This window comes from Halobacillus ihumii (genome assembly GCF_902726645.1).
Lineage (GTDB): Bacteria > Bacillota > Bacilli > Bacillales > Halobacillaceae > Halobacillus_A > Halobacillus_A ihumii.
Genome location: NZ_CACVAO010000001.1, coordinates 1 through 13,140, shown reverse-complemented (window position 1 = coordinate 13,140; position 13,140 = coordinate 1). Strand labels below are relative to the sequence as shown.

Annotated in this window: 10 protein-coding genes and 1 pseudogene; all 11 read right to left on the bottom strand. The window is 43.0% G+C overall.

What is annotated here, in order from left to right:
- Positions 1 to 1,644, bottom strand: coding sequence for an AMP-binding protein (locus G6R08_RS00050; protein ID WP_163526129.1), 1,644 nt, complete (start codon positions 1,642 to 1,644; stop codon positions 1 to 3).
- A gap of 21 nt (positions 1,645 to 1,665) precedes the next feature.
- Entirely contained in the window at positions 1,666 to 2,808 is a 1,143-nt protein-coding gene (locus G6R08_RS00045) for an acyl-CoA dehydrogenase (protein WP_163526128.1), read from the bottom strand.
- Between the two features lie 70 nt (positions 2,809 to 2,878).
- Positions 2,879 to 3,511: a TetR/AcrR family transcriptional regulator gene (locus G6R08_RS00040; RefSeq protein ID WP_163526127.1), complete on the bottom strand. Its 633-nt coding sequence runs from the start codon at positions 3,509 to 3,511 to the stop codon at positions 2,879 to 2,881.
- Between the two features lie 323 nt (positions 3,512 to 3,834).
- Positions 3,835 to 3,999 (bottom strand): transposase, encoded by a 165-nt coding sequence (locus tag G6R08_RS22405; RefSeq protein WP_420810360.1) that lies wholly within the window; start codon positions 3,997 to 3,999, stop codon positions 3,835 to 3,837.
- A gap of 8 nt (positions 4,000 to 4,007) precedes the next feature.
- Positions 4,008 to 4,613 (bottom strand): annotated as a pseudogene (locus G6R08_RS00035) (transposase); the annotation flags it as partial.
- A 170-nt stretch (positions 4,614 to 4,783) separates the two neighbouring features.
- Positions 4,784 to 7,237, bottom strand: coding sequence for a DNA topoisomerase IV subunit A (gene parC, locus G6R08_RS00030; protein ID WP_163526126.1), 2,454 nt, complete (start codon positions 7,235 to 7,237; stop codon positions 4,784 to 4,786).
- Positions 7,238 to 7,252: 15 nt separating this feature from the next.
- The gene (gene parE / locus G6R08_RS00025) at positions 7,253 to 9,205 is read right to left on the bottom strand and encodes a DNA topoisomerase IV subunit B (RefSeq protein ID WP_163526125.1); all 1,953 of its coding nucleotides are present in this window, start codon (positions 9,203 to 9,205) and stop codon (positions 7,253 to 7,255) included.
- 274 nt (positions 9,206 to 9,479) lie between these two features.
- Entirely contained in the window at positions 9,480 to 9,896 is a 417-nt protein-coding gene (locus G6R08_RS00020; RefSeq protein WP_163526124.1) for a CoA-binding protein, read from the bottom strand.
- A gap of 12 nt (positions 9,897 to 9,908) precedes the next feature.
- Positions 9,909 to 11,435: an ABC transporter permease/substrate-binding protein gene (locus G6R08_RS00015; RefSeq protein WP_163526123.1), complete on the bottom strand. Its 1,527-nt coding sequence runs from the start codon at positions 11,433 to 11,435 to the stop codon at positions 9,909 to 9,911.
- A complete protein-coding gene (locus G6R08_RS00010) occupies positions 11,432 to 12,499 on the bottom strand; it encodes an ABC transporter ATP-binding protein (protein WP_163526122.1) in 1,068 nt (355 codons plus the stop codon). The genes G6R08_RS00015 and G6R08_RS00010 overlap by 4 nt, the downstream gene beginning before the upstream one ends.
- A gap of 96 nt (positions 12,500 to 12,595) precedes the next feature.
- Positions 12,596 to 13,140: glycosyl hydrolase family 18 protein (locus tag G6R08_RS00005; RefSeq protein WP_240339619.1), on the bottom strand; the 545-nt coding region annotated here is incomplete at its 5' end.

Genomic DNA, 13,140 nt, shown 5'->3' with positions numbered 1-13,140 from the left:
CTATGAATAAGAATTAATAAAATCCACAGCATCTTCTCTCAGCTTGAACTTTTGAATTTTGCCACTGGCTGTCATCGGGTATTCATCTGTAAATCGGATATATTTTGGAATTTTATGTTTTGAAATTTGTCCATCGCAGAATGTCCGGATGTCCTGTTCGCTCGTTTCAGCCCCATCTTTCGTAATGATAAACGCCATGATTTCCTCACCATACTTTTGATCAGGAACGCCAATAACCTGCACATCAAGCACGTCTGGATACTGGTATAAAAACTCTTCAATTTCACGTGGATAGATATTCTCACCGCCACGAATGATCATATCTTTCATTCTCCCGGTAATCTCCACATAACCTTCTGCATCCATCACGGCAATATCACCCGTATGAAGCCAGCCATCCTGATCAATTGCTGCAGCAGTTGCTTCCTCATTTTTGTAATATCCTTCCATAACTAAGTACCCTCGCGTACACAATTCTCCAGGAATCCCTCGCTCCATCTCTTCCCCAGTAGCGGGATCGACTACTTTCACCTCCACATTAGGATGAACACGCCCAACTGTTCCTACTTTGCGTTCAACCGAATCGTCCGTCCGTGTTTGAGTAATGACAGGGGACGATTCTGTCTGCCCGTATGCAATGGTGATTTCTTCTGCCCCCATTTTATTCATTACATTTTTCATAACTTCCATCGGACAGGTGGACCCTGCCATAATCCCGGTTCTCAACGTGTCGGGTTGGTACTTTTCAAAACTAGGATCATTTAATTCAGCAATGAACATCGTAGGGACTCCATGAAGCCCTGTACAATGCTCTTCCTTAACAGCTTTTAACACTTTTTCAGCATTGAACTGCTCTAAAATTACCATCGTCGCACCCTTTGATACAGCTGCCATTGTGCCCAGAACACAGCCGAAACAATGGAAGAAAGGAACCGGAATACAGAGCCGGTCATTCTCTGTTAGTTTCATAGAATCAGCGACTTGGTTTCCATTATTAACGATGTTGTAATGGCTGAGCATAACCCCTTTAGGGAATCCCGTCGTTCCAGAGGTATATTGCATATTAATAACATCTTTATAGGATAGAGTGGCCTTACGCTGGTCCAATTGTTCAGTTGAGATGGAACGGCCCATATCAATGATATCTTGCCAGGAAAAGCAACCCGGATATTCTTTATCACCCAGCACGATAATATTTTTCAGGTATGGCAGCCGGTCGCTCTGCAGATCCCCTTTAATGGAGGAGTCCAATTCGGGGCAGATTTCTTTTAAAATATCGACATAGGATGTTCCTTTAAACTCTTCTGCCAGAATAAGGGTAGTGGCATCAGACTGTTTCAGCAGATACTCAAGTTCCTGGGCTCGATAATTTGTATTCACAGTTACGAGTACAGCACCCATTTTTCCAGTAGCAAATTGCGTGACGAGCCATTCGGGCTTATTATCTGACCAAATAGCCAGGTGTTCCCCTTTCTCTACTCCTAGAGCCATCAAACCTTTAGCAACGTTATCTGCCATATCATTAAATTCCCGATACGTTTTCCTTAGATTTAACTCCGGATACACCATTGCTTCATGGTCCGGATACATTTCCGCCTGTTTCTCTACCAATTCACCTACAGTCATTTGTAAAAGGGACGACATGGAATAACCTCCTCAAAAATATTAACAGCCTAACTGACGAGCAATAACCAACCGTTGGATTTCAGATGTACCTTCCCCGATTTCAAGCAGTTTGGCATCTCTTAAGTATCTCTCCACCTCATACTCACGCATATACCCGTAGCCTCCGTGAATTTGGATCGCCTGGTTGGCAGACCGGAAGGCCGTTTCGGATGCAAATAGCTTGGCATAGGCCGACTCTTTTGTAAACGGTTTCTTTTGGTCCTTAAGCCAGGCTGACTTTAACACCATATTTCGAGCAAGTTCCACTTCCATTGCCATATCAGATAATTTAAACTGAATGGCCTGAAAATCTGAAATTGGCTTTCCAAACTGTTTTCTCTCTTTTGCATAAGCAAGCGCTTTATCTAATGAAGCTTGCGCAATTCCCACTGCTAGGGCAGCGATGGAAATTCTCCCACCGTCAAGAGTATGCAGAAATTGTTTGAAACCACCTTGAGGGTCCCCCAGAATATTTTCTTTCGGTACTTTGACATCTTCAAGAATAATTTCACATGTGTTAGACCCGCGAACGCCCATCTTTTCATAGGGGCTGGAAATCTTCATGCCCGGTGTATCCCTCGGAATAATAAAGGCGGAAATGATATTTCTTCCGTCTTCCCTTTTTCCGGAAACAGCTGTCACTGTAATGGTGTCCGCATACTCAGCGTTCGTAATCCAGCATTTCTCTCCGTTGATGACATACTGATCACCTTCTAGAACTGCACGTGTTTTTGTCCCCCCAGCATCAGATCCAGCGTTGGGTTCGGTTAAGCCGAAGGAACCAAGTGTTTCCCCTTTAGCCAGAGGCGTTAAGTATTGCTGCTTTTGTTCTTCAGTCCCGAAATAATACAGCGGACTCGCGCCTAGCGATACAGCTGCTGCATAACTAAGTCCTGTCGAACCACAGACCTTGCCGATCTCCTCGACAGCCAGGGCATATGACACAGTATCCCCTCCGGATCCGCCATATTCCTCCGGGAAAGGAATCCCAAGCAGCCCGAGTTTGCCCATTTCATCAAAAATGTCCTTGGGAAACTCTGCATTCACATCAATATCGATTGCTCGCGGACGAATCACCCCATCGGCGAAATCTCTGACCATTTTCCTCGTCATTTCTTGTTCTTTCGTTAATTCGAAATTCATAATGCTCCTCCTTAATGTGAAAGACCGACCAGTTGGTCTGTATTAGCCAAAAAAATAATCCTGTAAGCGTTTACTTTGCAGAGTAAAAAAAAGGAACCTGTAACATGGTTTGTCGATATTCTTCCTCCTCTGCAGCAGGCAACAATGCGTGAAGAATTATATCCACATAAACATCGGCAATCTGCTCAATGCTGTAATCACCATCTTCCTTATACCACTTGTAAATCCAGTTCACCATTCCTAAAATTGCCATGCTGGTAATTATCGCTGGTAATTCTTTGCGAAAATAACCGAGCTGCTGTCCTTCTTCTACCACCCGCAGCACCATTTGCTTAAATTGATCGCGTTTCTGCTTGATTTGATCCTCATATTTCGGCTTCAAATAAAGATTTTCCTGATAAAAAACGGAAATATGCGGTTTATATAGGTCAAATACTTTTACGAAAGCCCGAACGATCGATTGGATCTTGTCAACAGGTGAAGCATGTGTTTGGTTGGCTGCTTTTGCTTCTTTCAGAACGTATGTAATAAAAGTGTCATGGATGACAAAAAGAAGTTCGTCCTTAGACTTGAAATGGTGATAAAATCCTCCCTTTGACGTATGGGACGCCTTTACAATTTGATTGACTGTTACACCATGAAAGCCATTTTGCTCAAATAAAATGAGAGACGTTTCTATGATTGTATCCCGTAATTTAGCCATACACCATCCCCTCATTTGTGAATATACATTCAGTTTATCATATTTTTCAGAAAAAACAATATTATAAAAACTTCTAAAATCCGGGAATATAAAAAGCCCTTCTCCGCTAGAGAAGGGCTCAGCTTGTAGAGAAACCCCGTGTTTTTCTACAAGCTTTTTTTCTTGCCGCCAGGAGCGAAAGCCCCTTCCCTTTCCGCGGACGAGCGCCCGAGCTTCCTCGCGAAACCCACGCTCGGCGATCTCGGCTCACTCGTTCTTCCGCAGGAGTGGAAGGGGCCTCGCTCCTTGGAATTTCTTTAAGATAGAAAAAGACTCTCCTTCGCCTAGCTCACCCTGGCTAGATGGAGGACAATCTTTTTCATGTTCTGACAGGCAGCCGTCATCAGCGCCTGTTCCTTCACTTTCTCTTTTCCACGCAAGCGGCAATAACGCAGCCCATGCAGTTCTTTTGAATCTGCGAAGCTACGCTCGACTTTCTCTTTTCTCATACGGTAGATCCACTTTCCGGATCGGTATCACTGATTTTAACTTCTTTGGTTTTCTTCACCTCCTCTTTTTCTTTGAGGGGCTTTTTTCCGTGATCCACCCGATCCTGAAGGACAGCTTCATTCAACTCTTCGATATAGTCAGCTGTTTCTACGTGAACTTCTTGTTTGGAGAACTTTTTCTTATTGGCGTTCGCTTTCAAATGAGTCGAATCTGTGAAAAGCACACGCCCTGCCACCATGCGGTGGTTCATGGCCTGAAGCACGATTTCATCAAAGACCTCTTGAAAGATATTGGTCTCCTTAAAACGTGTTCTGCGATTCCAGCTGATCGTCGAATGATGAGGGACAGCGTCCGTTAAGTTCAACCCCAAGAACCATCGGTAAGCCACATTGGTCTGAATTTGTCGTTCTAACTCACGTTCGGAACGTATGCCATAAAAATAACCGATGAACATCATTTTGAATAATACAAGGGGATCCAGAGATGGACGACCATTATCTTCAGAATAGAAGGGACGTACTTTTTCGGGGATAAAGGAGAAATCTATGTATTGGTCAATCTTACGGAGTAAGTGATTTTCCGGGACAAGCTCTTCAATCGTTACGATTTCCATTTCATTTTGTCGTTCTTTTCTTGACTGAAACAAAAGATCACCGCCTAAATAGATTCTTATCAATAGGATAACAAATGAGAGCGGTGAAAAATAAAAGAAATCAGAAAAAATCAGGCTGTCGAGACTTTCTCGACAGCCTGAGCCCTTCTCCGCTAGAGAAGGGCTGGCAGCTACTTTTCGTCTTCAGCAGCAAAAGGACTTTCATATTCTGGCTGGATCCAGGCCTCTATTACTTGACCGTTGTGCTCCGTGTCTAACACATACGATCCATTGCTGTAACGATCATTGGCCTTAAAGTCCATAGGATTTACTGTAATCAATTTTTCATTTTCTGTTTTTATGACGAGTTTATCCTGAGCTGAAACGACATGTAAATCAATGAGTCGATGCGGGTTTTTTTTCAGCTCCCTCAACATGATGACGCCACGTTTTGCTCTTGTGGTTTGCTCAAATTCCTTCAACCGCATTCGTTTGACTGCAGCTCGATGGGTGGTGATGACGACAGACGGGTCTTGCGCGGCTTCAAACGCTTGTCCAGAAACTACGTGTTCGCCTTCTTTTAGCTGGATAGCTTTCACACCTGCTGCCCGCTGGCCGACAGCGTTTACTTCTTCCTCATGATACCAGAGTCCATAAGCCTTGTTTGAAGCAATGAACAAATGAGCATCCCCTGAAGTGACATGAACATCTACAACTTCATCTGCTCCTTTTAAGTTAACGGCAACCAATGGCTTGGAATGCCGCTGGGCTTGATATAAACTGAGCTCACTTTTCTTGACCATTCCGTTTTTCGTAAAGAAAACCAAGTATTCGTCTTCTTTAAATTCCCTGATTGGCAATGCTTCTACAATATATTCTTCTTTCTCTATCGAAACGAGATTCGCGATATGCTGTCCGAGATCCTTCCAGCGAATGTCTGGAAGCTTGTGCACGGGGATAAATAAATACTTCCCGAGATTCGTAAACAGCAGCAAATTATCTGTCGTGTTAACTTCAGACAATCTGAGTATATGATCTCCATCTTTAATAGCAAAGTCTTTGCCGTTGGAGGCAGCATAAGATCGTAAGCTTGTCCGCTTAATATAGCCATCTTTTGTAACAGAAACAAGTACATCTTCACTTGCTACAGTTACCTCAAGATCAACCTTCAATTCTTGTATCTTTTCTTCAATTTGTGTCAAGCGGTTATCATTATACTGTTTCTTCATAGCTCGAAGATCTGCTTTGATCACTTTAAAAAGTTCATGTTCACTCGCTAACAATTTTTCTAAATAACTGATTTGGTTTCTAAGCTCCTCCGCCTCTTTTTGCAGCTCTGTTATGTCTGTATTAGTTAATCGGTAAAGTTGCAAAGTTACGATGGCTTCAGCTTGTTCTTCTGTAAAATCATAGGCTGCAATTAATCGCTTTTTCGCATCTTGTTTGTCGTTCGAACTTCGAATCGTGGCAATTACGTCATCAAGAATCGAAATCGCTTTAATGAGGCCTTCTACAATATGGGCACGCCGTTTTGCCTTATTCAAATCATACAAAGATTGACGTGTCACGACTTCGCGCTGATGCTGAATGTAAGCATCTAACATTAGCGGTAAGCTCATCAATTTAGGGGTGCGATCATGGATGGCTACCATATTAAAATTGTAGGTAATTTGCAGATCTGTATGTTTATACAGGTAATTGAGGACCCCTTCACTGTTAGCATCTTTCTTAAGTTCAATAACAATCCTCATACCAGTACGATCTGTTTCATCACGCACTTCAGAAATACCTTCTACTTTCCGGTCAATGCGAAGCTCATCCATCCTCTTCACTAGCGTAGCTTTGTTTACTTCAAAAGGGATTTCATCAATAACAATTTGCTCACGGCCGCCGCGCACAGCCTGGATAGCTGCACGTCCACGCAGGACAATTTTACCCTTACCAGTCTCGTAAGCTTTCTTTAAGCCTTCCATCCCTTGAATGGTGCCGCCAGTTGGAAAATCAGGTCCCTTTAGCTTTGTCATTAACGCATCCAAACCAGCATCAGGTCTATCAATCTTCATAATCACAGCATCAATAACTTCCCCAAGGTTATGCGGCGGGATTTCAGTGGCGTAACCGGCCGAGATACCTGTAGAACCGTTGACAAGCAAATTAGGAAACTTAGCCGGTAATACAGTCGGCTCTTGAATGGTATCATCGAAGTTTGGTATGTGTTCCACCGTGTCTTTTTCAATATCTCTAAGCAGTTCTGAAGATATACTTGATAACCTTGCCTCCGTGTAACGCATGGCAGCGGGTGGATCTCCATCCACGCTTCCGTTATTACCATGCATTTCAATTAACGATTTACGCACTTTCCATTCCTGACTAAGGCGAACCATCGCCTCATAAACAGAGGAGTCTCCGTGCGGGTGATAGTTTCCGATTACTGTACCAACGGTTTTTGCAGACTTCCGATAAGCCTTATCATGTGTATTCTTTTCTTGATGCATCGCGTATAAAATTCGGCGTTGAACCGGCTTTAATCCATCGCGGGCATCAGGGAGTGCGCGTTCTTGAATAATATACTTACTGTAGCGGCCAAAACGATCGCCTAATACTTCTTCTAATGGTAAATCTAAAAATTTTTCTGCCTCAGCCAACAGAAAATCCCCCTTTTATGTCTGGATTTTATCGTTTTCTAGAATGTTTGCTTCGTCTTCTAGACCAAAAGCAACGTGGGATTCAATCCATTTACGGCGAGGTTCTACCTTATCCCCCATCAGCGTTGTGACCCGACGCTCCACCCGGGCGAGGTCATCGATCGTGACTCGAATCAATGTTCTCGTTTCCGGATTCATTGTCGTTTCCCACAGCTGACCAGCGTTCATCTCACCTAAACCTTTATATCGTTGAATCGTATAACCATTTTTAAATTCTTTGATCAGTTTCTGCATGCCGCTCTCATCCCAAGCATATTCGGTTTTTTCTTTCTTCCCTTTCCCTTTTGATACCTTGAATAGAGGCGGCAGAGCAATAAATATCTTACCCGCTTCTACTAAAGGACGCATATACCGGTAAAAGAAAGTTAATAACAACACCTGGATATGGGCACCGTCCGTATCTGCATCTGTCATAATGACAATTTTATCATAATTACAATCCTCTAACGTAAAATCACCGCCGACACCAGCGCCGATGGTATTAATAATCGTTGAGATTTCTTCATTTTTAAAAATATCCGCGATCTTAGCTTTTTCCGTATTGATAACCTTACCTCGTAACGGGAGTACCGCTTGGAATTTACGGTCCCGGCCTTGCTTCGCTGACCCTCCGGCCGAATCACCCTCAACGAGATATAATTCATTTTTCGCTGCGTTTTTGGATTGGGCAGGAGTCAGCTTGCCACTTAACAAAGCGTCTTTTCGCTTCCGTTTTTTCCCTGATCTCGCATCTTCCCTTGCTTTTCTGGCTGCTTCTCTGGCCTCTTTAGCCCTGATCGCCTTTTTAATCAGCATCGAAGCAACATCTGGATTTTCCTCTAGAAAGTATGAAAGCTGCTCTGCAACAACTGCATCTACGGAAGACCGGGCTTCTGATGTCCCCAGCTTACTCTTCGTCTGGCCTTCAAACTGGAGGAGGGCTTCAGGAATTCTAACCGATATGATAGCTGTGAATCCTTCGCGTATATCGTTTCCTTCTAAATTTTTATCCTTCTCTTTCAACAGCTGGGCCCTTCTTGCGTAGTCATTAAATACACGAGTGATCGCAGATTTCGAGCCTGATTCGTGTGTACCGCCATCTTTTGTGCGGACATTATTGACAAAGGAAAGAATACTTTCGGCAAATCCATCGTTGAATTGAAAAGCAAAGTCCACTTCAATCTCTGAGTGTTTTCCTTCAAAAGAAACAATCGGATGAAGTGTGTCTTTTTCCTCGTTCAAGTAAGCTACAAACGATTCGATCCCATCATCATATTGGTAGGACTCTTTTATTCCTTCACGTTCATCCTCTAAGTTAATCCGAAAGCCTTTTAACAAAAAAGCCGCTTCCCGCAGTCGTTCAGAGAGGGTTTCAAAATTAAATTTCTTCACCGAAAAAACCGTTTCATCCGGCTTAAACCGAATGGTCGTGCCTGTTTTTCGTGTTTTCCCCTTATGTTCAAGGGTCGTAACCGGAACCCCGCCACGTTCAAAACGCTGGTAATACTTCTCTCCATCACGGCAAATATGCACTTCCAGCCATTCCGATAAAGCATTAACAACTGATGCACCTACACCGTGTAAGCCTCCGCTTGATTTATATCCAGCTTGACCAAACTTGCCACCCGCGTGCAGTACAGTCAGAATAACCTCAGGTGTAGGTTTACCCGTCTTGTGCATCCCAGTAGGCATACCACGAGCTTCATCTTTAACAGACACACTTCCGTCTTTATGAAGAACGACTGCCATTTGCTGACCGAACCCAGCTAAAGCTTCATCCACAGCATTGTCTACAATTTCAAAAACTAAATGGTGAAGACCTCGCTGATCCGTTGACCCAATGTACATCCCCGGCCGCTTCCGGACAGCCTCCAACCCTTCTAATACTTGTATGGAATCATCTGAATAAGTTTGATTTTGCTTCGACAATTTCCCATCGGCTCCTTTCTAAATACGACACAATCTAAATCTATAATAGAACAAATGTTCTCATGTGTAAACGTTATATGCATCAAGTTCAACAAGCTGCCGTATGAAAAGGTCTTCTTAGAACGTTACGTTTTGTACCGTCACAAGAACTTTTTGCACATCTTTATAAATACATCACTTGTTATATTGTAGCGGTTTTATTCTAAGACGCAAATAAATTTATCAAAAGTTGCACAAAAAATCCCTGCTACAGCAGGGATTTTCCTAAAAATTTTCATTTGCCGGCTAAAATTGAATGAGCTACTTTAATACACATATCCATTATGACCATCCCATGATGATCTTCAAGGATTTCATAAGCTTCCTGATGAATAACCCCTTGTTGAGCCCATAAAGCTTTAATATCCATTTGGGCTGCATCCTTTGCAATCCCTGGAAGGAATTCAGATCTTCTGAACACATTGACGATATCAATTGGTTCTTCTACGTCACTTAATTGCTGGTAGGCTTTTTCCCCTAGAGAATTCTCTATGGTAGGATTCACTGGTATAATTTTATACCCAGCACGCTGCATGGCCTCACTAACCTGGTAAGACGTGCGATGGGGTTTATCTGATAACCCGACAACTGCGATCGTTTTGGACTCCTGCAATAGGTTTCGAATCTGTTCTTGATCTGGATTTGTAACCATGATTGACCCTCCTTATTCTTCCAAAAGTCCTTCACTGATAAGGTATTCACGTGCCACTTTTTCCGGGTTACGATCTTCAAAGCTTACTTCATAGTTCATTTGGCGCATCTGATCACCGGTAATCTTGCCAGCTAACTGATTCAAAACATCAGCAAGCTGTGGATATTGATCGAGTGTTTCCTGCCTCATTAAAGGAGCACCTTGATATGGCGGAAATAAATTCTTAGGATCATCTAAGACCTTTAAGTTTAGCTCAATCATATACCCTGCTGTAGCATAAGCATCGATAATGTCTACTTCCCCGCTGGAAATGGCGCCCTGTCTTAACCCTGGGTCCATGGTAATCACTTCTCCAAAATTAAGGTTATAAACTTCCTTCATGCCTTGATAACCATCCTCCCTATCCTTAAATTCGAGAGTAAAGCCAGCAGTAATCTGATCTTCAATTGGTTTCAGATCACCTATGGTTTCAAGGTTATAACGTTCAGCCAATTCCTGAGTTGTAGCGACTGCATAGGTGTTATTAAATTGCATTGGTTTCAAATATGCCATGTTAAATTCTTCAGCCATACCCTGTTTAGCCTGCTGATAGACTTCTTCGGGTTCATTACTTTTCGCTTGTTTGCCTAATAAGGTTACGAGCGCTGTTCCGGTAAATTCAGGATAAATATCAATGCTTCCCTCTTGCAAGGCACTAAAAACCAAATCCGTCTTCCCTAAATTCGTCTGTAACCCGACATTTAAATCTGTCTCTTCTTCAATTAATAATTTATACATATTAGCTAAAATGGCAGGCTCAGAACCAATCTTTCCCCCGATGACAAGGTCGTTCTGTACTTTACCGCCAAAGGCTAAAGGCCCAACAGCAATTAACGCTGCAATAACAAGTAGGCTTACAAGCGACCTAAAGCCTGATTTCGCTGATGTTCGTTCAAATAAACGCAGAATAAAATCCAAAATGATGGCAAGTAACGCTGCTGGAATCGCTCCTAATAAGATTAAGTTGATATCCCCGCCGCGGTCAAGACCGAGCAGAATCAGATCTCCTAATCCTCCAGCACCGATGAGTGCTGCGATGGTCGTTGTCCCGACAATTAATACCATTGATGTCCGAATTCCGGCCATAATAACCGGCATAGCTAGCGGAAGTTCAACTTTTGACAGCCGTTTAAACGAACTCATGCCCATTCCGGTAGCGGCTTCTTTTAAGGCCGGACTGACCTCTTTAATACCTGTGTACGTATTTCTGATGATCGGTAACAACCCATATGCCGTCAGTGCAATGATAGCGGGGGTTTTTCCTATTCCAAAAAATGGAATAAGGAAAGCGAGCACAGCCAGGCTCGGGATCGTCTGCATAATAGCTGTTACCCCTATAATTGGCTCAGCAACACGCTGATTTCTCGTTAACAACAGGCCAAGCGGGACCGAAATTAAAGTAGCAATAACGAGGGCAATAATGGAAATCTGCAAATGCTCCCAAATTTTACCAAAGAAAACATCTTGTCTTTGCTGGAACACTTCGATAAATGTATTCATGTGCGGATCACCCCGTTATCTGTTTTTGTTTGCTGCTTTAGGTGACGCACTATATCTTTATAAGAGAGTGTTCCAATTAATTTTCCGTTTTGGACTACAGGGAGAAGCGGGTAGTCTACGTCTTCAAAAACTTGGGTTGCTTCCCGCAGCGACATATCATGACTTAGCGGTGGCAGTTCTACCTTTTCGCCATTATGGAGCCCAAATATAAACTGGCCATTGTCAGACTTTATCGCAAAGGTCCCTTCTTGTGGAATATTCCCTGCAGCTATGTCGTCTGCGGTGTAAACCTGCGGCTCTGTTTGATCCATGATGACATCAATAGCCGTTTGCCAGGGGGACTTCTTCTCACCTATAAAGTTCTCAACAAAGGAGTTAGCAGGGTGTAAAATTAAGTTCTGAGGCTGGTCAAGCTGAACGATCTCTCCCTCCTTCATTAAACAAACACGATCCCCGATCGCCATTGCTTCGTCGATATCGTGGGTGACAAAAATAATCGTCTTTTTAATCTCCTGCTGCAATTGTCTTATGTCTTTCTGCAGCTGTTCCCTGCTGATCGGATCGAGCGCACTAAACGGCTCGTCCATCAAAATGATGTCAGGATCCGCTGCTAGAGCACGTAACACGCCGACACGCTGCTGTTGTCCACCGGAAAGTTCACTCGGTTTACGTTTTCGATAAATAGCAGGATCTAAGCCTACCATGTTAAGCAGCTCATCAATTCGATCTGATAAAGCTTTCTTCTTCCATTTCTTCATTTCAGGCACGACGGAAATATTCTCCTCAATCGTCATGTGCGGAAACAGAGCAATCTCTTGCAGTACATAACCAATATTCCAGCGGAGCTCGTGAATACTATACTCCCTAATATCCTGATTATGTATGTGAATGGACCCTTCTGTAGGTTCTATTAAACGATTGACCATTTTCATTGTCGTTGTTTTACCACATCCGCTTGGGCCAATCAGAACTAATAATTCTCCTTCTTGCACTTCTAGTTGGATAGATTTAATGGCAGTGGTGCCATCAGGATATGTTTTCGTCACATCCTTAAACGTAATCATGACCTTCCCCCTCTTTTCTTTATAAAACATCAACTATATCTTCCCACATTTCCATAAACTAAAACATTTCGAGGGTTTTCGCCATATGAATCAGCCTTACTCTTCATGTAGTTGCTCATTTATAAATTCCCATGCCTCACGATCAGCAAAGGAAATACTCCATGAGGCAATTCCCGCTAATTGGTATTTTTCCATGAGATTTATCCGTTTCTTTAAAGATATTTCATTTTCCAGCCACATTTTATAGGTCGTACCATCGATTGTCTTCTGCACATATTCCTGCCCCGTTGACTCATCTAACTCAGGTGTTAACCCTTTATCTTCCACCCAGCGTTCGGCCTCTTCCATGGTTAATGCAGTAGAACTTACTTCCCCATTGTTTTCCTCCCATAACCGGGAGTATAAAGGAATTCCTAATAGAAGGTGATCTTTCGGGACAACCTCGAGCAATTCTTGCAAATTCTGCTCCACCCATTGAAGACTGGCTACACTGCCTGCTTGCGGTGAAGTAGCCCAATGGTCTTCTTGCAAAAAGCCATAAGTAAGGATAAAAGAAAAAGCCGCCAAGAATGGCGACCTAAACATATTTTTTAGCAATTTGGTTGATACGGTCATTCGTCCGTTTAAGTGCTTCTTTACTT

Coding starts and splice junctions, on each gene's coding strand:
- G6R08_RS00050 (WP_163526129.1), bottom strand. CDS start 1,644: ATGTCGTCCCTTTTACAAATGACTGTAGGTGAATTGGTAGAGAAACAG.
- G6R08_RS00045 (WP_163526128.1), bottom strand. CDS start 2,808: ATGAATTTCGAATTAACGAAAGAACAAGAAATGACGAGGAAAATGGTC.
- G6R08_RS00040 (WP_163526127.1), bottom strand. CDS start 3,511: ATGGCTAAATTACGGGATACAATCATAGAAACGTCTCTCATTTTATTT.
- G6R08_RS22405 (WP_420810360.1), bottom strand. CDS start 3,999: ATGAGAAAAGAGAAAGTCGAGCGTAGCTTCGCAGATTCAAAAGAACTG.
- G6R08_RS00020 (WP_163526124.1), bottom strand. CDS start 9,896: ATGGTTACAAATCCAGATCAAGAACAGATTCGAAACCTATTGCAGGAG.
- G6R08_RS00015 (WP_163526123.1), bottom strand. CDS start 11,435: ATGAATACATTTATCGAAGTGTTCCAGCAAAGACAAGATGTTTTCTTT.
- G6R08_RS00010 (WP_163526122.1), bottom strand. CDS start 12,499: ATGATTACGTTTAAGGATGTGACGAAAACATATCCTGATGGCACCACT.